At 45.9% G+C, this 20,973-nt stretch carries 19 protein-coding genes; all 19 read right to left on the bottom strand.

Annotated features, from left to right (window positions below; translation table 11 throughout):
* Positions 1-2,082, bottom strand: a complete 2,082-nt coding sequence (locus AT705_RS18540; protein ID WP_058797721.1) for a motility associated factor glycosyltransferase family protein — start codon at positions 2,080-2,082, stop codon at positions 1-3.
* A gap of 18 nt (positions 2,083-2,100) precedes the next feature.
* A complete protein-coding gene (locus tag AT705_RS18535; protein ID WP_237113748.1) occupies positions 2,101-2,412 on the bottom strand; it encodes a hypothetical protein in 312 nt (103 codons plus the stop codon).
* Positions 2,387-2,815, bottom strand: coding sequence for a flagellar export chaperone FliS (gene fliS, locus AT705_RS18530; RefSeq protein ID WP_010385621.1), 429 nt, complete (start codon positions 2,813-2,815; stop codon positions 2,387-2,389). Before fliS ends, AT705_RS18535 begins: the two co-directional genes overlap by 26 nt.
* A 9-nt stretch (positions 2,816-2,824) precedes the next feature.
* Positions 2,825-4,231 carry a flagellar filament capping protein FliD gene (gene fliD / locus AT705_RS18525; RefSeq protein WP_058797720.1) on the bottom strand — a complete coding sequence of 469 codons (1,407 nt, stop codon included), beginning with the start codon at positions 4,229-4,231 and terminating at the stop codon, positions 2,825-2,827.
* A gap of 24 nt (positions 4,232-4,255) precedes the next feature.
* Positions 4,256-4,687: a flagellar protein FlaG gene (locus AT705_RS18520; protein WP_010385619.1), complete on the bottom strand. Its 432-nt coding sequence runs from the start codon at positions 4,685-4,687 to the stop codon at positions 4,256-4,258.
* A gap of 82 nt (positions 4,688-4,769) precedes the next feature.
* Entirely contained in the window at positions 4,770-5,732 is a 963-nt protein-coding gene (locus AT705_RS18515; RefSeq protein WP_058797719.1) for a flagellin N-terminal helical domain-containing protein, read from the bottom strand.
* A gap of 163 nt (positions 5,733-5,895) precedes the next feature.
* Positions 5,896-6,861 carry a flagellin N-terminal helical domain-containing protein gene (locus AT705_RS18510; RefSeq protein WP_058797718.1) on the bottom strand — a complete coding sequence of 322 codons (966 nt, stop codon included), beginning with the start codon at positions 6,859-6,861 and terminating at the stop codon, positions 5,896-5,898.
* 532 nt (positions 6,862-7,393) lie between these two features.
* Positions 7,394-8,356, bottom strand: coding sequence for a flagellin N-terminal helical domain-containing protein (locus AT705_RS18505; protein WP_058797717.1), 963 nt, complete (start codon positions 8,354-8,356; stop codon positions 7,394-7,396).
* Positions 8,357-8,735: 379 nt separating this feature from the next.
* On the bottom strand, positions 8,736-9,971 hold the full coding sequence (gene flgL / locus AT705_RS18500; protein WP_058797716.1) for a flagellar hook-associated protein FlgL: 1,236 nt from the start codon (positions 9,969-9,971) through the stop codon (positions 8,736-8,738).
* Positions 9,972-9,973: 2 nt separating this feature from the next.
* Positions 9,974-11,986: a flagellar hook-associated protein FlgK gene (gene flgK, locus AT705_RS18495; RefSeq protein ID WP_058797715.1), complete on the bottom strand. Its 2,013-nt coding sequence runs from the start codon at positions 11,984-11,986 to the stop codon at positions 9,974-9,976.
* A 1-nt stretch (position 11,987) separates the two neighbouring features.
* A complete protein-coding gene (gene flgJ, locus AT705_RS18490) occupies positions 11,988-12,953 on the bottom strand; it encodes a flagellar assembly peptidoglycan hydrolase FlgJ (protein ID WP_058797714.1) in 966 nt (321 codons plus the stop codon).
* A 102-nt stretch (positions 12,954-13,055) separates the two neighbouring features.
* A complete protein-coding gene (locus tag AT705_RS18485; protein ID WP_058797713.1) occupies positions 13,056-14,150 on the bottom strand; it encodes a flagellar basal body P-ring protein FlgI in 1,095 nt (364 codons plus the stop codon).
* An 11-nt stretch (positions 14,151-14,161) separates the two neighbouring features.
* Positions 14,162-14,851 carry a flagellar basal body L-ring protein FlgH gene (gene flgH / locus AT705_RS18480; RefSeq protein ID WP_058797712.1) on the bottom strand — a complete coding sequence of 230 codons (690 nt, stop codon included), beginning with the start codon at positions 14,849-14,851 and terminating at the stop codon, positions 14,162-14,164.
* Positions 14,852-14,866: 15 nt separating this feature from the next.
* Complete coding sequence (gene flgG / locus AT705_RS18475) at positions 14,867-15,655, bottom strand: flagellar basal-body rod protein FlgG (protein WP_010385605.1); 789 nt, start codon at positions 15,653-15,655, stop codon at positions 14,867-14,869.
* 18 nt (positions 15,656-15,673) lie between these two features.
* Entirely contained in the window at positions 15,674-16,438 is a 765-nt protein-coding gene (locus tag AT705_RS18470) for a flagellar basal body rod protein FlgF (RefSeq protein ID WP_058797711.1), read from the bottom strand.
* Between the two features lie 116 nt (positions 16,439-16,554).
* The gene (gene flgE, locus AT705_RS18465) at positions 16,555-17,907 is read right to left on the bottom strand and encodes a flagellar hook protein FlgE (protein ID WP_058797710.1); all 1,353 of its coding nucleotides are present in this window, start codon (positions 17,905-17,907) and stop codon (positions 16,555-16,557) included.
* Positions 17,908-17,944: 37 nt separating this feature from the next.
* On the bottom strand, positions 17,945-18,622 hold the full coding sequence (locus AT705_RS18460) for a flagellar hook assembly protein FlgD (RefSeq protein WP_058797709.1): 678 nt from the start codon (positions 18,620-18,622) through the stop codon (positions 17,945-17,947).
* Between the two features lie 15 nt (positions 18,623-18,637).
* A complete protein-coding gene (flgC, locus tag AT705_RS18455) occupies positions 18,638-19,069 on the bottom strand; it encodes a flagellar basal body rod protein FlgC (RefSeq protein WP_010385597.1) in 432 nt (143 codons plus the stop codon).
* Positions 19,070-19,071: 2 nt separating this feature from the next.
* Positions 19,072-19,482: a flagellar basal body rod protein FlgB gene (gene flgB / locus AT705_RS18450; protein WP_058797708.1), complete on the bottom strand. Its 411-nt coding sequence runs from the start codon at positions 19,480-19,482 to the stop codon at positions 19,072-19,074.
* Positions 19,483-20,973 lie beyond the last annotated feature (1,491 nt).

Genomic DNA, 20,973 nt, shown 5'->3' with positions numbered 1-20,973 from the left:
TTACTCCAGTCCCAGATCACACTTCTCAGTGTAATGATCACAAAAATGTGTATAGATTTCTTTGATATAACCCATCCATAACTCATTTAACCGTTGATACTGTTCAAGGCTGAAAGCTTCATCTTCATAGGTATACAACAAGGTTATCAGTGGGCAATGGTAGTATAATAACGACCCTTTGATCACATGAAACAAGTGGCCCCATTTCGACTGTTTGTAAGCGTTTAAATAGCGAGCTTGACGTCTAAGCTGATCAGCAGCTTCGCGACGACTTGTCACAGGTTCACTGGCAATACTGCAAATATGCTCAGTCAACTCTTTAAGCCCCTCCAGCGCAATCGACTCTTCACTGACATCATCGAGTGGAAATGTGCTAAAACACTCAGCTTTTATTTGCTCAACCAGTCGCTCAGTATCATAGTCACCTTCAATATCGAGCAGATCTTCTGCGTGCACTGCCATTGCTTTATCAATTTTTGCGCCACTGCCCACATTAAGGCATGTCGTGACATCATAATATCTAAGTAACTTTTCTAACTGGGCATGAGCAATCATGAACAGGTCATTTGACAGGACATGGCCACCAAAGTTGGCAGGTAAGGTGTGTCCCTCAATCTCGAGGTGACAATGGCCCTCATCCTCAGTATCTTCATTCCGTGCTCGATATATACTGTCTTTACTGTGATGTGCACCACCTGGGGCCTTACCGTTATCTACCCCAAACAGATACACATTGCGAAACCCGAGATATAACACAAACGATAACGCCGCGTTAGCAACCACGGGGTTACAATATGGAATTTTCGGTAAGGTCTGCGATAGGTGCTGTAATGCCAGGATATCCAACAGAGAAGTCCCTGCTTCAGCCCCTTTTGCGGCAATGCCCGACCATTTATATCTATGATTTGTATCAGGGTATAGTGTGCTAAGACCAACCAGGTTGATATTCTCATACACTTCCGGTGGGACTATTTCCCCAAAAATCTTATAGTTTGAATAAGGTCGCTCAACCAGCACATGAAAATCAACCGGGATCCCTTTTTTATGCAACGTCGCAATAGAGGTTCCCGCGGCAATGATAATGGCTTTTTTGTGATTACGCTTAATAAAGGCTTCGGCTTCGTCTAATGATGGTCCATTCCCGATAATGAATATCGGTGTATCTTTATCCAAACCTTGCGCTGTATTGGTTAACCAGGCCGCCTTATTACGAATATGATGGATTCCATGCGCCAGTCCTGTCACGGCGTCATTATAAAAACCATGCCCAAACTGAAATCGAAAGTAATCTTTAGCCCATTGCTTAATAAGCGTATTAAGTTCATTACCGGGCGTGTGTTGATAACAAAAGCTTCGCACCAGGGCAAATGCCCCCACATCTTCAGCTATCTTTTCTATGTCCTGAATAAATAAACTATGATCTACCCCTAAATGGAAGAATAAACACCCCCCCTGCTCATCGATATCTGCAATAACCTGGAACCAGTCAGTGCAAAACAGACTTGCAAAAAACTGTTCAAAGTCAGGTTCAATCAGAAAAATGTAATCGAACTGAGTCCGCTCAAGCAACAGGGGTACATGATAGCCCAAGCCAATGCCAAAGATAATGGCACTTGGAAAGTGATCAGGCATTGTACTGAGCGGAGCTGCTGCCCGTTCGCGGATATCAATCATCAGTTTTGTCAGCTCAGTCATGTAGCGAACATGCAAGCGATCATCTTCCTGATTTTGGCCATATCCCGTGTAATCGGTCAGGCTCAAAACGGGCTTACGCAGTTGTCTCTCAACTTGTTCTGTGGTTTGCTCTATCGGTGACTGAGAATAGATGGGGGCACTACTGGTTTTCGGGACAAAATTGCCATGTCCGGATGTGGTCACATGGAGACAAAACCCGTCGCGAACACTGTGATTATTAATTGCCTTAGCAATGTCTGGATAGTATTTCTCAAAACTCTGCAGGTTTTTGCTAAAACGCACATTGGCCTCTTCTGCGAATTTCGCCTCGCGAGCCTGGTGCGCTGTTGTTTCTGAGAGTTTTTCACTGAGGGACTCTAGTTGTTGTGATATGGGGTCTTTGTTCATACATCAGCCAATGTCGTATTAAGTACTTTTATACGCTTTGATCTTTTTTTGGTTACCAACAAACTGCGACAGCTCTTTTGCGACTGTCATTTTATTTTGCTGTAGTGTGGCGGTGAGTGTCTGGATATGATTAAAAAGCGTGAACGCAGCCTGCTGAATTGTTTCTGATTCAGCTAGCATGTCGTTTGTTAATGTTGAGCGGAGTTGCTCGTCAAACTGTTTAAAAAGGCGCTGTGCCTCTTCAAGCTCGCCAGCCTGGCAAGCCGCATCTACCGCTTCTAAAGATGCTTCTATATCCGCAAAGTTAACCGACATTAGCATCAGCGCCATTGTCATTCAATGTCTGCTGACGAACGTCGACAGGGATAGCATCCCAGGCTGATTTAATTTCCTTTAACAGATTTGACACTTCGTCAATAATCGCCGGATCATTCTGAATGCTGGCATCCAGTAGCCGGTCAATCATATAAGAATATAATGCGTATAAATTCTCGGTCACTTCTCCGCCCACTTCAAAATCCAGGCAGCCGCGAAGTGCTTCTAAGATAGCAGATGCTTTTGAAATGTGCTCTGCTTTTGCTTCCAGGTGACGCTTTTCAATTGATACTTTGGCAAGTACCATTTTCTCTACTGCGCCAGCCATTAGCATTTGAATAATTTCGTACCGATCAGCACCGGCCACACGTGTTTTCAGTGCTTCTTTCTGATAATTTTTAACTCTTGCGTTGTACATAATGGCTCCTTACTTAGACTTGGTGAACCCTGGCAAATTCGCGAGCTGAGCGCCCAAATAAGATTGTGTCTGCTGCATCTGGGCAATCAACACATCCAGCCCAGCATACTGCTTTCGTAATCTCTCTTCTAAAGACGCCATGCGAAATTCATGATTCTCCACATCGTCTTCTAAATCGCTGAGCTGGCCGTTTAGACCATCTTCTCGATCTTTAATCAAACCGCTCGAGCTTGCATAATTGTCAAGCAACGACTCTAGCTGCTTGGCGACACCATTATCTCCTGCAAACGCTGTGCCAATATCATCAAAGTTACTATCCATTGCATCATTAAGACTACGTACTAATGACGATTTTTCAAGGTAGCCATCATTGTCTACCCCTAAGCCGATATCGAAAATAGTTTCAAATGGACCCGCATCGGTGAGATTGGTGGACAAAGTAGTTATTAACTGGTCACTCAGCGTCCGCATCGATGAGTCACCATTTAGCGGTTTACCAATCCGAGTCTGAAAACCGATATTCCCAATCAGGTTGTTGTAGTTCGAGATAAACTCATCAATCAGCGTATTCACTGAATCTCTATCGTAGTCAACATTCAAGCTTGCTGTGTCATAACCATCGGTATCATTCCCTTCGCTTTTCGCCAGCGCCTTGATGGTCATGTCCTGGACCGCGTCTTTAAAGGTGTTGGTATCGCTTTGGACCTCAAGGCCATCAACCGTAATGATGGCGTTACGTGCCCCATCATCACCGGCAATGGTCATTCCGCCAGTGGTGCCAATTGACACCGAATCCAGCTCAGCATTGTCATTGGTAATGGTTAAGTCGTTGCCTTCACCACTCACGTTAGAAGTTAAAACCAACTTAGAACCCGCATTTGTTCCTGTATTTACAATGTTGGCTGTTACACCAAAATTCGTGTCTGACGCATTGATTGCATCTCTTAACTCACCAAGCGTCATGCCCGCGGTCACATCCAGCGTGAAGTTATTATCAGCTCCTGCGCCAAACGTTAACGTTCCGCCTGTGGCACTCACTACATCATCTATTGACGAAAAAGCATTGTCGGCAGAAACAGCACGGCTCCCCTGCGCCAATTGTTTGACAGCAATATCAAAGTTACCCACAGAAATATCTGAGGTCGGTGTCACGCTAATGATATCGCCAGATGTAGGCTGAGTGATATTAGCGACCCTTTTACCAAAGTTTTCAGGGTCAGCTAACTTTTTAACTGTGTCGTTAAGTTTGGAGATAGCAGACTTAACCTCGCCCAAGGCAGAGAGCTCGACTTTCAAAGACTCTTCTTTCTTGACGAAGGCCTGCATCTTGGGAATATTTTCAGCATCAACCGATGCTTTAATAATACTCTCCAAGTCCAGACCTGAGCCGACGCCTGCAGACGTTATAAGTGGCATTTGCTACCTCCAATTCACTTTCATTTATGCTGTCCTGTCAAACAGCAAACCTTTTCCTGATACTTTATCGGCAAATTCCTCCAAAGCCTTAGCAACTTCGCGAAATTCCTCTGAAGGAATTTCCCGGATCACTTCATCATTGCCTTTGTCGATGACTCTGATGAAAGGCGGATTACCTTTATCATCAAACTCAAACGACAAATTGGTTGCCGTGACCGGTATAAAGTCATTCAGCTTTGCCAAATCAGATTTCACCTGGGCGAATAATTTGTCCTGTGCATCAGGGTCAGCTTCTTCCTTTTGCTTATCCTGAGCCCGCACTGAAGGGTTATCAACCAACTTGGTTAACTTCTCCACAGCCCGCAGCGTCTCTGCACTTTCCTCAGGCTTAATTTGACCAGGAGTGAGCACCGCATTATTCGAGCCAAGCCCTAATGTTGCCTGAATCTCTTTCACAATACACCTCCAATCTCTAGTCTAACTGTAAGTATACGCCAAGTTTCGCGATTTCTCATGCAAACTTGACGTTACACTATTCTTAGCCTAAGAGCGACAGGGCGACCTGAGGACGCTGGTTAGCCTGACTCAGGATTGAACTACTTGCCTGTTGCAGGATCTGCATCTTGGTCAAACTTGCCGTTTCTGCAGCAAAGTCGGTGTCCTGAATACGAGAACGTGCAGCGGTCAAGTTTTCCGCAACATTCGACTGGTTACGAATGGTTGACTGGAATCGGTTTTGAACCGCACCCAGTTCCGCACGTTTTTTATCCACAACCGCAATCAGATTGTCCATCCCAGCCAATACTGCCTGAGCATTAGCCTGTGAAGACACCGAAATACCCGCTTCAGTGAACACATTGGAGAACACTTTAGCGTCTGCTTCTGCGCCTACCGTCGTACTGATGGTTTCTGTAGTGGTACTCAATGCAACTCCGGTTACACCGCTGGCAATACCCGCAATACCAGACAAAGTAAACCCACCGTTGGCTTGTAGATCGTTGGTTGTGGCGGCAACGTTTTGCATACTAAAACCAATGGTCTGTACCGCGTCGGCACCTACCTGGAAGTTCGCGTCGTATGTTCCGTCAAGCAGGTTTTGACCACCAAAGGTGGTGTCAGCTGCAACCCGGTTTACTTCCTCTGAAAGAGAACGAATTTCTTCTTGCAGTGCCAGTCTGTCTTCATCGGTGTTTGAACCGTTAGATGCCTGTTGCGCAAGTGTTCTGATCCGTTGGAACATCTGGGTGGTTTCATCCAGCGCACCTTCTGCTGTTTGCGCCAGTGAGATACCATCGTTTGCGTTTCGGATACCTTGATTCAGACCGTTGATTTGACCGTTGAGACGGTTGGTGATTTGCATACCTGCAGCATCGTCTTTTGCACTGTTAATGCGCAAACCCGATGATAGGCGTTGGAAAGACGTGTCTAACGCTCCTGAGGATTTATTTAATTGCCGCTGTGCGTTCAATGAACTCACATTGGTATTTACATATAAAGCCATAATAGCCTCCGCTTTATCAATATAACTCGCTGAGACGGGATACCCCTACCCTGCCAGCAGCGATGATTTAGAGTCCTAGATTTATAGTTCTCTAAATCCGCTATCGACTGATAAAGCGAAAGCTTTAGCCTTATTTGCAAATTATTTTATTTTTTTTGTGTTATTAACCCTGTAGCAGGCTCAGAGCCGCCTGCGGACGCTGGTTTGCCTGACCTAGTATAGTCTGGCTGGCCTGTTGTAAGATCTGGTTTTTAGTCAGTTTAGCCGTTTCCATCGCAAAATCTGCATCTTTAATTCGAGATTTTGCAGCTGACAGGTTCTCTGAAATATTGGCCTGGTTTCGAATTGTCGACTGGAATCGGTTTTGTACCGCACCCAGCTCAGCCCGCTTTTTATCCACAACCGCAATCAGAGCATCCATACCTGCCATAACGGCCTGAGCATTAGCCTGTGACGAAACAGAAATACCTGCGGCGGTATAGACATTAGAAAACACTTTAGCATCGGCTTCAGTACCAATATTTGTACTGATGGTTGCTGTCGTCGCACTCAATGCGGCACCCGATACTCCACTGGCAACACCTGCAACACCTGAAAGGGTGAAACCACCATTATCAGCCATAGAGTTAGTCGTCGCGCCCACATACTGCATACTAAAGCCAATGGTTTGTACCGCATCGGCACCTACCTGGAAATTAGCCGAATAAGACCCGTCTAGTAGATTTTGGCCACCAAACGTAGTATCACTGGCAACCCGGTTTACCTCTGCCGCCAACTGGCGAATTTCTTCCTGAATTGCCAGACGGTCCTCATCCGTGTTCGAGCCGTTCGCCGCTTGTTGTGACAAGGTCCGGATCCGTTGGAACATGGAGGTAATCTCATCCATTGCTCCTTCCGCTGTCTGGGCAAGTGAAATACCGTCGTTAGCATTTCGGTTACCCTGATTAAGACCCAGGATCTGCGATTGTAGTCGGTCCGAGATTTGCAGACCTGCTGCATCATCTGCCGCACTGTTGATCCGCAGACCAGAAGATAGGCGTTTAAAGGACGTATCCAGCTCAACACCGGACTGTTGTAATTGTCGTTGCGCATTAATGGAACTGACATTGGTATTTACAAATAAAGCCATGATTCACTCTCTCTATACAAATGCTCAGCATTGAGCTGTTCATTGGTGTACAAGGAGGCAATTGTTATCACTGGCCGGAGCTCAGTGAAGGGGCAATCCAATGCCGCTTGTACAAACTTAATTTCTTCTGGAATGAATAAAGCAAGGTATGTGCCAATAAATTTTGACAAGGTGAAAATCGAGTCTTGGAATCGTAATCTTGTGAACTGAACTATACTGCTTATAGAACGAACATCGGTGAAATGCCCAAAAAGGAAGGGCCTTTCAGGTGTACTAAATGGTATTTTAGTACCAAGCTACCCACGTATCTAAATAATAAGTATAAAGAAAAAGAGGCCTGGCAGGCCTCTTTTTTTGAAGTTTGAGAGTGGGTGTCAATATTTTTTCATAATATTGGCACGGAAAGTGCTAATATTAACGTGTTCATTGTTTTGATGAACTGTAATTGGATTTAAGCTCCTCCGCTTTATCATCCAATTGGGTGCCCTGGCTAATACCCCATCAAGTCCGGGCACCTGTTTTCCTACCTAACTTATCCCAGTAGACTTAGTGCAGCCTGAGGACGCTGGTTAGCCTGACTCAGGATTGTCTGACTCGCCTGTTGTAGAATCTGCATTTTAGTCAAGCTTGCAGTTTCCTGAGCAAAGTCAGTATCTTTGATACGTGATTTTGCAGCTGACAGGTTCTCAGAAATGTTAGACTGGTTACGAATCGTTGACTGGAAGCGGTTTTGTACCGCACCTAGCTCTGCACGCTTCTTATCAACAACCGCAATCAGGTTGTCCATACCAGCTAATACTGCCTGCGCATTTGCCTGAGATGATACCGAAATACCTGATTCAGTAAATACGTTAGAGAAAACCTTCGCATCTGCCTCAGTACCAATGTTTGTACTGATGGTTTCAGTTGTCGCACTCAGTGCAACACCGGTTACGCCACTTGCAATACCTGCGATACCTGACAGAGTGAAACCACCGTTTGCCTGCATATCGTTGGTTGTACCGGCAACATTTTGCATACTGAAGCCAATGGTTTGTACTGCGTCAGCACCAACCTGGAAGTTTGCAGAGTAAGAACCGTCCAGTAGGTTCTGACCACCGAAGGTTGTATCTGCTGCCACCCGGTTCACCTCAGAAGACAGTGAGCGGATTTCTTCCTGAATTGCCAAACGGTCTTCATCTGTATTTGAACCGTTTGATGCTTGTTGTGCCAGAGTACGAATACGCTGGAACATTGAGGTAACTTCGTCCATCGCACCTTCAGCGGTTTGCGCTAGCGAGATACCGTCGTTTGCGTTTCGGTTACCTTGGTTTAAACCGTTGATTTGTGAAGTCAAACGGTCTGAAATTTGTAGACCTGCTGCATCGTCAGCAGCGCTGTTAATACGGAAGCCCGATGATAAACGCTTGAAGGAAACATCCAGCGAGTTGCCTGAATTGTTTAATTGTCTTTGAGCATTCAATGAACTTACGTTAGTATTTACATAAAGTGCCATGGTGATTCTCCCACTATAATCTGAGTGCTTACTCTTTGAGTGCTTACTCTGTAAGTGCCCACTCTCAAACTTCTAAAACTTTCTCTCATAGCCTTCGAGGTTTGTTTTCACTCTCCGGCTTGGTTACTTAAGTTATCGGGCAGCGGCAAAAATACTTTAGAGATTTTTCTAAAAAAATCTCATCTTTTTGTTTATTAAAGATTTTTAATTTCTAAAGCGGCATAAAGCGGGAAATAAATTGCCACCCTAAACTACCCAAATAAATCTGAAGCACTGCAACAAAGTCTATAAAAGTGAGCAGGTTAGAATCTAAATTGAATAAAAGAGAGGGAAAATGGAAGCGGCAGGGGTAAACCCTAAAAGCCGCTTCCAGGACGGATTACCTGATGTAGTCGAGTAAAGATAGATTAGACAATCGACCAAAGGTGGCCTGCGATGCCTGAAGTGCAGTTTCATGTTTGGTCAAATCGGTAATGGCTTCGGCCATATCCAGCTCAACCAGCTCTGCTTTTGCAATCTTATTGTTAATGTCCAGGTCTGCGTTCGCATCTGTGATACGCGTTGCGGTATTGAGCCTGCCCCCCAGACCAGACTGAGTCTGTGAAACGCGGTTTTTTGCGTTATCTATACCAATCATCGAATCAGCCAGTACCTGACGATAATCTTTTTCACTGAGTGTCGTGTCATTCAATGCCGTAACCAGGTCATCCAGCATATTGAGTACGTTATCTCGCTCTGGCGCTTCAAGATCAAAGTCAATCTGCGCGGGCGCATTCCCCGTAAAGCTGAACTCCATGCCTTCAACCTCGATGTGATTTTCTTCATAGCTACCCGTTGCCAATACCGTTGCACCTTGCTGTAAGGAATAGGTATTGGGTGTGCCCGCTGTGAGTACCAGACTAAATGTATTCGAGCCGGCTGGCGCTGTTGGGTCTGGGTTATAATTGGCTTTATGAAATTGGTCAAATGGTCCTTGTTTGGTTACATACACATCCGAGCTCACGACTCCCCCCGACACAGTCGCAGTATTGGAGGCCACATTGAGCCGTGTTGGTACGCTCTCAAAAACATCAAACCCGTTATCACTGGATTTAATTTCAACCCCTTCGGCAACCTTAATTTTATGCTGCCCCTGATCACCATTGTATTGATAACGCTGCTGTGTACTGTTGTACGAATAGGCTTCAGTGTTATCCTGATAACCGGAAAAAATATATCGGCCATCTTCCGTTTTCGCATTCATCAGGTCATGCACTGCGGTTTGTATAGCACTTAGCTCTTCAGACAAAGATGCTCTGTCTACATCCACCAAAGAACCGTTACCTGCCTGGACCGTTAGCGTCAGAGCACGAGTCAAAGAATCTTTGATATTATCCAGTACACCTTCTTGCGTATCCAAACGGCCTTTGAGCATAGTCAGGTTCTTTGTATATTGCTCATTAGTTTGGATCCTGTCAGTGTATAACAAAGCCCGTGCCATTGCAGAAGGATCATCTGATGCAGTTAATACACGTTTTTGCGTATTAACCTGCTGCATTGCTTTGTTCACATCTTGCTGGCTATCGAGTATTGAGTTCAGGTTATTCTGATACATCATATTTTGAGATAAACGCATAATTACCTCGCCGCACTTAATAAGGTATCAAACACAGTTCTTGCTGCGGTAAGTACTTGCGCAGCTGCTGAGTAAGATTGTTGAAAACGAAGCAAATTTGCTGCTTCTTCGTCTAAATTCACACCCGCCATAGATTCATACCAGGCTTCAGATTGGGCTGCCAGTGCTTCGTAAGCCGCACCATTGGTTTTGGCCTGATTGGCCACAACACCAATTTCCGTTACCAGTCCGGCGTACGCTTCATTAAAGGTTTTCAGGTTATCTGCGGTTGCAGTCGTCACCACATTCTGACGCACCAGCTCCGCGCTTTGTAACTTACTGAGCTCAAGACCATTACGGTTATCATCAAAACCACCGGTATTAAACTCAATGGTAAATGTATCGCCTGTCGCCGGCGTTCCTTCAATATTGAAGTCGAAGCCATAACTGGCATAGGCGCCACCCGCTTGGGCAAGTAGGTTTTCCGCTGGCGGGGTAATAGTAAAAGTATTGGTACCATTGCCATCAACGATCTGATATTCATTGGCGTTTGCCGTTTTGGTCAGTGTGATTGTGCCATTGGTCAGGCTCGGTGGCGCCGCTGTAAAGTTACTCGTGGCAGGATCTGTGTCGGTGACAGAGCCTACAGAAATGGTTGCCGTACTCACATTACTAGCCGCTGTCTCCGTCCGTATTGGCGAAGCCAGTGCCAGACTCTCAGGTCGATCTGTTGCAAGCTGTAAATTACCCGCAGTACCCGAGTTAAGCTTAACCAGGAAGCTGTCCCCCACATTGGCGGTGCCTGTCAGGTTCATTTGCAAACCAAACATATCGACACCTGCCGCAACGGAGTTTGAATCTATCACCCCGGCAATCACGTTCGCGGTGACGGGCGTTCCCTGAACATTGCCCTTACTGTCTACCGCTGCAATTTCGACGGTATTTGCTGCGGTATAAGTCACTCTGAAATCCGTCGCTGGTACTTCTTTACCTTTGCCAGGCTCAACCGTAGCCGTTAACTGTGCGGCACTGGTATTGCTTGCATACGGATAGCCACCGACTGTTGGTAGTGTGAATATGTTACCGCCAAGATTACCATCCAGGTCCATACCCAACTGGTTTTGTTGGTTAAAAGCATCAGCAAGCGAAAGTCCAATTTGGCCGAGCTGCGTCTGTGCTGGTACCAGGATGTCATCACGAAATGCCATCAGGCCGCCAATCTTACCTCTGAGACTGACATGATCTACCTCTAACGCCACGGCGGCACCATCAGTAACATCCAGCGTCAGTGCTTTATGGTTCGGATCGGGGTCACCATCCATTGAGAAGAGATTAAAACTGCCATTTTCCATGACCAGAGACTGCCCGGAGCCAAGAAAAACGAGTTTTTCACCATTCCTGCCATCCAGGGTCTCGATGTCTACCAGTTCAGCCAGATCTCTGATGGCCTGATCTCGTTGATTCAGCAAAGAACTGCCACTGCCATCGCTGTTATTACCATTGAGCGCCGCAACTTGGGTATTCATATCACTGATCTTCTGGATCAGGTTATTGGCTTCATCTGAATAAATCGACAATTGCTCATTTACAATATTGCTCTGATCAAACACGATACCGGATAATCGGTCCATCTGATCAATTAAGTTCTGGGCATCCGTCAAAAACAGGGATCGCGCAACCGTTGAGGAAGGTAAATTCATCGCTTCCTGCATATTATTGAACAACGAGTTGATGCTCTGATTCAGGTTATTAGACTCTTCACCAAACAAGGTATCAACCCGCGTGGCTTCCGTCACAAACTGTTCGTAGTAAGCCTCACTCGAAAGATCCCGATTAAGCTGCTTCTGAGCAAACTCGTTGAGTAGGCGAACGGTTTCTCCACGTCCCACCTGGTTATTGACCATAGTGGTGTGTTCAGTCCGCTCACGAACATAACCTTTGGTATTCAGGTTTGCGATGTTTTTACTGGTCGTCTGGAGTAATTCAGAGCTGGCTCTAACCCCGGATGTACCAATATTCATAAGATTAAATGACATCTTAATTTACTCCCTGATGCACTGACGCTGACAACATGGACTGAAATTCTCCTCTGTCCAACACACGTTTAATTTTTTCTGCATAATCTGGATCGGTTGCATACCCTGCCTGTTGCAGGGCATCCAGGTATTGGTCCGGATTGTCTGTCTTAGTTAAGGCCTCTTGATAACGAGGATTGGATTGCAGGAAATCGACATAATCATTGATGCTATCTTTCAGCGAATCATACGCTCTGAAGTTCGCCTGCTTTTTCACTGGCAAACCTTGCTCAAACTCCAGCGTCATTTTACTGGCACTGTCGCCATGCCAGCGCTTATCGGCTTTTATGTTAAACAGGTTTAAACTGCTTTCACCGTCCTGGCGCGCAATGATGTGCTTGCCCCAGCCTGTTTCCAGTGCCGCCTGAGCAACCATCACTGCTGGATTCAGGCCAATCTTGGCAGCTGCTGACTTAGCATGCTCCCAGAGCTGACTAACAAAAGACTCAGGATCATCGAATTGCACCTCTTTGGATGCACTTTCAGTCACTTCAGGCTGTTGCTCTGCTTTGCGCTGCCCGGCTTCACCATTCGCTATCCGATCGCTTTGCAGCTCCGCGCCGGTGCGCAGCACAGAACTGGGCATATACCCATCCCGATTAGGCGACAATTGCTGCACAATCAGATCAGCAAGACCCAGACTCCCCTCGCTGGAGAGTTGCATAGACATCTGCTGATCATGCATGTCACGATAAAATTTGACGCTGCTGGAATTAAATGGACTATCTTTATCCTCCAGAACCTCATTGGCCTTTCGCATGCTGGACAACATCATCTGAGTGAAAATTGACTCGAACTGCTGAGCCGCTTTGCGCAACACTTCTTCAGAGGCATTGGCGTCTCCGGTACTTTTCAGTGCGTCCTGTCTTAACGAGTTCAGATCTGTTAAGTCATAGAAACTTTGGTTGCGAGTCGGATCAGTATTCATTGCTCGAAATCACATCAATATACATAACCAATTACAATGCAATTATTGAGCCAAAAAAAAGCCCCATAAAATGGGGCTAACTAATTGATTATAAAATAAGCATCAAATGACGACTAATTGACCATGTATTGCGCCAGCTTCTTTCAGCGCCTCAAGTATCGCCATCAAATCGCCAGGGGCAGCACCCACTGCATTGATTGCACGGACCAAATCATCCAGGCTTGAACCGGGGTCAAATACAAACGCCCGCGAATCGTCCTGGTCAACATCGACAATGCTTTGACGTGTCACTACAGTTTCACCTTCTGTCAAAGGCTGTGGCTGAGACACATTCATTTGTTCAGCAATGGTCACCGTCAATCCACCATGCGTAATCGCAGCTGGCTGCAGTTTCACTTCTTTGCCAATAACAATGGTACCTGTGCGTGAGTTAACGATAATCTTGGCTGACGTATCTGCTGGCGTGAACTCCAGGTTTTCCAGAGTCGACAAATAAGCAACACGCTGAGAAGGATCGCGAGGTGCAATGACTCGCACAGAAGCAGCATCCATAGCTTGCGCACTTTGTGGGCCAACCAGATCATTAATTGTATCGGCCAAACGCTTAGCGGTTGTAAAGTCGGGCCGATTCAGATTAAAAGTGATGTGATCTCCCTGAGTGAACGGGCTTCTGACTGCACGTTCAACTGTACCACCATTTGGAATACGACCAACCGTTGGCGTGTTAATGACGACCCGGCTGCCGTCTAGCCCCTCGGCACCCAAACCACCCACAATCATGCTGCCCTGAGCGATCGCATACACATTGCCATCCACACCTTTAAGGAAAGTTTGCAGCAAAGTCCCGCCACGCAAACTGCCTGCACTACCGATAGATGACACAGTGACGTCAATAGTTTGACCAGGTTTCACAAAGGCTGGTAACTCTGCGTGAACAGCCACTGCTGCCACATTCTTAATTTTCGGCTTAAGGTTTGCCGGCATGGTAATGCCAAAGCTGTTTAACATGCCCTTGAAGCTTTGCTCTGTAAAGCGAGTTTGCTCCCCTGTACCCGGTAAGCCCACTACCAGACCATAACCAACTAGTTGGTTTGAACGAACTCCCTCAACCATAGTCACGTCTTTGATACGCTCTGCTTGCGCAAACTGGCTGCCGATAAGTGCCATGGTTAGCACGAGCACATTAAATAATTTCATAGTTTGCTTCCTCAAAATGGCATAATGGCGCTCATAAAGAACTTAGTCAGCCAACCTGCACTCTGCACTTCCTGCGTATCGCCTTTACCTGAGTACTGAATACGCGCATTAGCAATACGATTTGACTCTACCGTATTATCGGCATTCACATCCTGCGGTCTGACGAGTCCTTCGAGACGAATAAACTCTTCTCCAGTATTCAGTGTCAGCCACTTTTCACCTCGGATCACCAGATTACCATTTGGCAAAACCCGCATCACGTTAACTGAGATATTACCAATCAGGCTGTTTGACTGATTGGCCTGCGCATCACCCTGAAATGACGAATTCGAGCCTGCATCCAGCTGAATACTTTTGTTCCCCCAGTTGACCGCCGCGCCGCCTAAACCCAGTATAGGGTCTATTTCCACTTCACTGTCTTTATCCAGCTTAGAATTGGCCGCTTTTGAAGCCTGAGTCGACTCTCGTAGCACTACCGTAATGATATCGCCGGTGCGAAGCGCCTTTTTATCTGAGTACAGATCGTTGGCATAAGCGTTGAACAGCGATCCTGTTGGCACGACTGGCGCCGCTTCTGCTTCCGGATACATGGGCGCGTAGTAAGGATCGTCCCGCTTAACATCTTTATTTTGCGTTGTTGTACAGCCACTGAGTGCTATACAGCCTGCCGCTAACAGGCCAAGTGTACATAACTTGTCCATACTACCCCCAATCTTTTAAAGCTGCTGATTAATGTAACTAAGCATCTCATCAACTGACTTAATTACTTTCGAGTTCATCTCGTAAACCCGTTGTGTTTCAATCAGATTGACCAGCTCTTCGGTGACATTAACGTTTGAAGTTTCCAACGCCCCCTGAACAATAGAACCAAGTCCTTCAACACCCGGGTTCCCCTGCACTGGCGCACCGCTAACGGCAGTTTCGGTGTAAAGGTTCTGACCAATTGGTTCAAGACCAGACGGGTTAATAAAATCACTTATAACCAGCTGACCGATTACCGTATTAGCCGCTTCCCCCTGGATACTGACAGAAACTTCACCATCCTGAGAAATAGTGATGGAATTTGCATTGTCCGGAACGTTCATTTCAGGTTGTACCGGAAAGCCCGCACCTGAGGTAACAATCCGCCCCTCTTCATCAGTGGTAAACTGGCCGTTTCGCGTGTACGCAATGGTGCCGTCAGGCATTTGAATTTCGAAGAAACCCGGCCCCTGAACCATCCAGTCCAGTGAGTTCTCTGTGCTCAGCATATTGCCTTGCGAAAAGTTTTTCTGGTTTGCCACCACCTTGGCACCCGCACCCAGCATCAAGCCCGATGGGAGCTCGGTATCCTGAGAAGAACGGCCGCCTGGTTGGTTAATATTTTGATAGAGTAAGTCTTCAAATATTGCGCGGCTTTTCTTGTAGCCAACGGTACTGGCATTCGCCAGGTTATTTGAAATCACCGAAATATCAGTTTGCTGGGCATCTAGGCCGGTTTTACTGATCCATAATGCTGGGTTCATAATCTATACCTCACTCTCTTAAACGATACGCAGGAGCGAAGTGTGTCGCTCGTCAATTTCTTCAGCTGTTTTCATCAGTTTCATCTGCATTTCAAACTGACGCTGAAGGTTTACCATGTCTACCATTTCGTGAACCGGGTTCACGTTAGACATTTCTAAATAGCCACTCATTACTTTGGCGGTAGGAGAAATTTCACAAAATCCACATACACCGTCTTCGAGCAACTCCTCTTTTGGTCTGAACAAACCATCATTACCTTTTTCAAGTTTGCTATTGTCTGCGCTAATAATTTTTAACCGGTCGACCACTTCTAAAAAGTTGGCAGGTGCTCCCTGAGGACGCACCTGAATTGAGCCATCATCACTGAACACAACCTTTTCTACTGGCAGTGGTAATATGATGGGCCCGCCTTCGCCAATAATTTGACGACCATGGCTGGTAACCAATGCGCCGTCTGCGGTGATGTTCAGTGTGCCAACTTTCGTATAAGCCTCATCTCCTGCAGCGTCTACCACGCTTATCCAGGATTTCTCATCGACCGCAATATCCAGGTCCCGACCAGTTTCAGTAATGGCCCCACCTGTCATCATGGTGCCCGGGCGCTCCTGCATCGCAAACACTCGGGTCGGTAGCCCTTCGCCAAATGCCTGCATTGAACGAGCCTGTGCAAAATCAGCCTTGAACCCGGTAGTATTGGCGTTAGCCAGGTTATTTGCCTTCAGCCCGACACCAATCAGGTTTTGTTTGGCGCCTGACATAGCGACATACAGCATTTTATCCATGGGAACGACCTAAAAATTGTTCAATCTATACTGAATAAAGCAATATAGATGCCAAGATGATCGTCAAGAAAATAAAAAGGCCGCTAAATGCGGCCTTAAGAGGTGATTGGATTTGATTATCGGATCTGCAGGATGTTCTGCTGAAGTGTTGAGTTGACCTCCAGTGCCCGCGAGTTCGCCTGGAAGTTTCGCTGTGCACTGATCAAATCTACCAGCTCATTTGTTAAGTTAACATTGGACTGCTCCAATGCTGAGGAGTTGATCGAACCCAGTGTTCCTGAGCCTGGCTCCCCCGCAATAGGCTCACCTGATGTCAAACTCTTTTTCCATCCGGTATTGCCCACTTGCTGTAACCCCTGGGAGTTAGAAAAACGCACCATGGCAACCTGACCTAAATATGTTGAATCACCATTACTGTATGATGCAACAATTTTACCGTCACTGCCGATGTCAATCCCAGCCAACCGGCCCGTTGTGGCACCATCCTGTTCAAGCGCTTTAACCTCAAAACGGCTAGCGAACTGTGTAGGCAGTTTGTTTGAGGTGTTTGCCTCATCGCGCCAGTTCATTTCCACGTTACTAGGGAATGTTGCGCCATTTGTTAACAGGTTAGATAAACCTGCACCTGCACCCGCTGGAATTGCAAACGAGTTAAAAGTTGTGCCAGTGTTAGGCACCTGAGGGTCACCCGTCGTTAATGGCAGACCATTTTGGTCAAATTGGAACTCAGTTATCGGCTCTAGTGGTGCACCACTGGCTCCTGCTGTATTAAACTGTGTACCGTCCAGCGTTGCATACACCTGCCACTCATTTGGGTTAGTAGCAGGATCTTCTTTTACAAAATAAAGCTGCAAAATGTGAGGTTCACCCAAGCTATCGTAAATCGTCGTTGAAGTAGAACTGTTGTAAGTTGCACTTTCTGTTGGGTCAAATGCCAGCGTGGGTGCAGAAGCACGGGAGTCCAGATTGAAAGACGAGTACACACTGGTGGTTGCACGTGGTGAACCAGAGGCATCTGGAATTTGCAGTGCTGATGATGTACTCAAACTGATTGAAGTCGTATCACCAGTGCTTGGGTCAACAGGAAAGCCTTGCAAGAAGTTACCCTGTGCATCAACGATAAAGTTGTCTTTGTTGAGTTTAAAGGCACCTGCACGGGAATAAGTGAAGTCCTGAGCCCCCAACTCTTCACTCAACGCAAAATAACCTTCACCGGTAATCGCCAAGTCCAGCGAGTTCTGAGTAAAATTCAGAGACCCTTGGTGAAACTGCTGCGCAACCATAGTGGTTTGTACACCATCACCATTCTTTGTCTTACCGGCGCTAAAAACGGAAGATGCATAAACGGATGCAAATTCAGCACGCGATTCTTTAAAGCCCGTCGTGTTAACGTTAGCAATGTTGTTAGCTGTGGTATCCAGGTCTTTCTGAGCCGCAGCTAAACCAGTTAATGCAATATTGAAACTCATACTCTCACCTCTTGCGATTAAGGTTAAATCTTTTTATTTAGGCTAATTCCGCGACGTCAGTAAGCCGCACGGCACCCGCTTTAGTGTTGATAACGATGCCGCTTGCACCATTGACATTGACGCTTTCAATATTTCTGAAAGTCGCAGTAGGCAAGGCTGTAAACTTACCGTTTACGGAGCCCTCGGCCTTTATTGTGTAATCTCCGGGCGGTAACATATCACCATCGGTGTTTTTGCCATCCCAATCAAAGCGAACTGCCCCAGCATTTTGATCTTTGAGATCTATGGTTCTTACCAGCTCGTTTTTGTCGTTAAGAATACTGACCGTCAGTTTCTCTACAGGCTCAGTCACAATAATTGAACCACGCGACTGCATGTCCGGGCCGTGCTCAATTGTGTCTGACTCCAGAAGCGCTTTCTTGCCGATCAAAGTTGACGCCTGCAAAGCAGAATTCGAGGTCATAGAATCAGCCAATGATTCAAACTTCGTGTTTAGGTCAGAAATACCCTCGGCCATGGTGAAGTTTGTCATTTGTGCAATCATCTGATCATTATCAGCCGGTTTACTCGGGTCCTGATAAGACAACTGCTGAGTCAATAACGCAAAGAAATCCTCCTGCTTCAACTCATCATTCTTTTCTGTCGGAACCTGCTTGTCAGGCCAACGCAATGAATCGACATAGGTCGAGGTTGCTGAATTGACTTCGTTACTCATTGGCTATACTCCCACTTAGCGCTGACCAAGTTGCAAGGTTTTACTAAGCATCTGCTTAGCGGCATCCGCTACCTGAACATTCGTTTGGTACGAACGCGATGCAGAGATCATGTTTGTCATCTCTTCAACCACATTCACATTTGGCTTATAGATGTACCCGTCTTTGTCAGCACTTGGATGGTTGGGGTTGTACTCAACCTGTAGTGGTTTATCGCTTTCTACGATCCCCAGTACTTTCACTCCAACCGAAGACCCCATAGTATTCGGATGAGCTGCCGCAGCCTTGTTTAACTCTGCGGCGAAAACTGGGTGCCTAGCTCTATACACCTTATCCTGACTAGAACTGACGCTGTTTGCGTTGGAAATATTACTGGCGGTCGTGTTCAAACGGACGTTCTGGGCGCTCATGCCTGAACCCGCTATATCAAAAACATTATATAAACTCATGATTAGCCACCTTGACCACTCAGGGCTTTTTTCAGCCCTTTAAATTTACCAGACAAAAAATTCAAACTAGCTTGGTACTCTAATGCATTTTGTACATACAAGTTTCGTTCCACTTGTATATCCACTGAGTTACCATCACCTGTATCTGCTTGATTTGGCGTACGATATTGTTCAATACCATTATTTAACTGAGTCCCACCACTAAGATGATTCTCATTGGTTCTGACCATCTTATTGCCGCTTAGCTGTGCCGATTTTGCCGCTTTAAAAGCCTGGCCAAAGTCGATATCCTTAGCTTTATATCCAGGGGTATCAGCATTGGCTATGTTGCTTGCTAAAATTTCAGCACGCTGAGAGCGGATCAGCATAGTGTGGGGGTGAACCCCCAACGCTTTATCAAAACTAATTGCCATAACCCGACTCCAAAAAATTGACTTGATGAGATAAAAGCAAGAATGAGGCCAATATTTAAGTGGCGGAAAATTGCCGCATTGCCGATACAACCAGTAGAAGATATCTAGTAAAAAACTGAGTCATAACAAATCTAAATTTCTTTATATTAATCAAAAATTTATAAACCTCACTTGTAGCCAAACCTAAAGGGTAAATCCGGCTGCGCCTTTTACGATATAGGATACCATCAGAGAAAGTAGTGGGATTACAGCCGAGGAAAGTACTGCCTCTTGAACGCCAGAAATCAGGCATTGCGCTGCACGAGCAAAATACCCAAAAGCCTATAACCCAATACAGCAGGCCCTTTTACCTTTATAGCGCAATTAAAGATCACCAGCCCAGCTGGTGACGTGAGCTGAATTTGATCATTGAGCAACTGGTTAACAGGTTCATTTGCACTTTAAACCAGCCAGAAATACTAGTTACCACATCCTCCCGTCTTAAAAAGCGACGTATTAATGCCCCTCAATGTGCTCAGCCAATTAACCTCAGGAGAGTACAGAGTCGTTATGATAGCGGTTTCATAATCAATATGTTATTACCCAGTGAAGGCCAATAAAGTGCAATTCTGGAGGGGTGCTGGGAGCTGCATCGAGTATGTGAAGAATGGTCGATATCACCGGTCTTGCTTATAATGAATGTCAGGCGTAATGATAAAAAACATTGCCAAAAGCGAAAACCAACTGTGCATTTTTTAATCAATCCAATGATTAATCTTTGCAAGGAAAAAACGATGAAGCTGAAACTCAATAAAAAGCAGGTCAAAAGCTTATCTGCAGACTTAAAAACAGTACTGAACTGGTAACACCTCAGATCTGTGGTGCTTTGCCACCTCCGAGTCATTTCTGTGACAGTGAGAATTGCACGCCCACTTCTATGCTTCCATGCATGACTTACTACTGTATTTAACCGCTCGCTGCCATTAGACACTCAGAAACAACCTCAGGCGAAACATGCATAGGAGTGAAAACTCATCTGGGTGGATATCGATGATACTGCACTTGTGCACTTCCCCGATAATGTATACTTGATTGTCTTGTTTAAAATAATTTGACGAAGTGCCTTACCATGATCGCCGGACCGTAGTGCTTTTCAAATTTACTGTTTGACCTGTTAGTAATTCCCGCATCAAATGTGGGATGACGGTGGTGTGCGCTTTATGAGCGGGCAGTTATACAACTTTTTAAATCGCACATAGCAAAAAAGAGCCCTCCACAAAGAAATGTCTCCAAAGGTTGCTAGATACCAACTTCATGGATGAATAGGCGATGCTATTCTATCTACGGCTTCCTCGGCACGTTTTTAAATCGTACATAACAAAAAACCCGCTGCATTGCTGCAACGGGTTTGACGTACATGGACGTACGAATGTCGATAAGATTCATGGATGAATGTCTTTCATCGACCTTTTATTAGGCCCTGGCGATGTCCTACTTTCACATGGGTGAATT

Source organism: Pseudoalteromonas rubra, from assembly GCF_001482385.1.
GTDB classification, from domain to species: domain Bacteria; phylum Pseudomonadota; class Gammaproteobacteria; order Enterobacterales; family Alteromonadaceae; genus Pseudoalteromonas; species Pseudoalteromonas ardens.
The sequence above is the reverse complement of the archived record's forward strand: the minus strand, read 5'-3'. Positions and strand labels throughout refer to the sequence as shown.

Excerpts from the sequence above, each read along its gene's own strand:
- AT705_RS18540 (WP_058797721.1), bottom strand. The coding sequence starts at position 2,082 with ATGAACAAAGACCCCATATCACAACAACTAGAGTCCCTCAGTGAAAAA.
- AT705_RS18535 (WP_237113748.1), bottom strand. The coding sequence starts at position 2,412 with ATGGCGCTGATGCTAATGTCGGTTAACTTTGCGGATATAGAAGCATCT.
- fliS (WP_010385621.1), bottom strand. The coding sequence starts at position 2,815 with ATGTACAACGCAAGAGTTAAAAATTATCAGAAAGAAGCACTGAAAACA.
- fliD (WP_058797720.1), bottom strand. The coding sequence starts at position 4,231 with ATGCCACTTATAACGTCTGCAGGCGTCGGCTCAGGTCTGGACTTGGAG.
- AT705_RS18515 (WP_058797719.1), bottom strand. The coding sequence starts at position 5,732 with ATGGCTTTATATGTAAATACCAATGTGAGTTCATTGAACGCACAGCGG.
- AT705_RS18510 (WP_058797718.1), bottom strand. The coding sequence starts at position 6,861 with ATGGCTTTATTTGTAAATACCAATGTCAGTTCCATTAATGCGCAACGA.
- AT705_RS18505 (WP_058797717.1), bottom strand. The coding sequence starts at position 8,356 with ATGGCACTTTATGTAAATACTAACGTAAGTTCATTGAATGCTCAAAGA.
- flgL (WP_058797716.1), bottom strand. The coding sequence starts at position 9,971 with ATGCGTTTATCTCAAAATATGATGTATCAGAATAACCTGAACTCAATA.
- flgK (WP_058797715.1), bottom strand. The coding sequence starts at position 11,986 with ATGTCATTTAATCTTATGAATATTGGTACATCCGGGGTTAGAGCCAGC.
- flgJ (WP_058797714.1), bottom strand. The coding sequence starts at position 12,953 with ATGAATACTGATCCGACTCGCAACCAAAGTTTCTATGACTTAACAGAT.
- AT705_RS18485 (WP_058797713.1), bottom strand. The coding sequence starts at position 14,150 with ATGAAATTATTTAATGTGCTCGTGCTAACCATGGCACTTATCGGCAGC.
- flgH (WP_058797712.1), bottom strand. The coding sequence starts at position 14,851 with ATGGACAAGTTATGTACACTTGGCCTGTTAGCGGCAGGCTGTATAGCA.
- flgG (WP_010385605.1), bottom strand. The coding sequence starts at position 15,655 with ATGAACCCAGCATTATGGATCAGTAAAACCGGCCTAGATGCCCAGCAA.
- AT705_RS18470 (WP_058797711.1), bottom strand. The coding sequence starts at position 16,438 with ATGGATAAAATGCTGTATGTCGCTATGTCAGGCGCCAAACAAAACCTG.
- flgE (WP_058797710.1), bottom strand. The coding sequence starts at position 17,907 with ATGAGTTTCAATATTGCATTAACTGGTTTAGCTGCGGCTCAGAAAGAC.
- AT705_RS18460 (WP_058797709.1), bottom strand. The coding sequence starts at position 18,622 with ATGAGTAACGAAGTCAATTCAGCAACCTCGACCTATGTCGATTCATTG.
- flgC (WP_010385597.1), bottom strand. The coding sequence starts at position 19,069 with ATGAGTTTATATAATGTTTTTGATATAGCGGGTTCAGGCATGAGCGCC.
- flgB (WP_058797708.1), bottom strand. The coding sequence starts at position 19,482 with ATGGCAATTAGTTTTGATAAAGCGTTGGGGGTTCACCCCCACACTATG.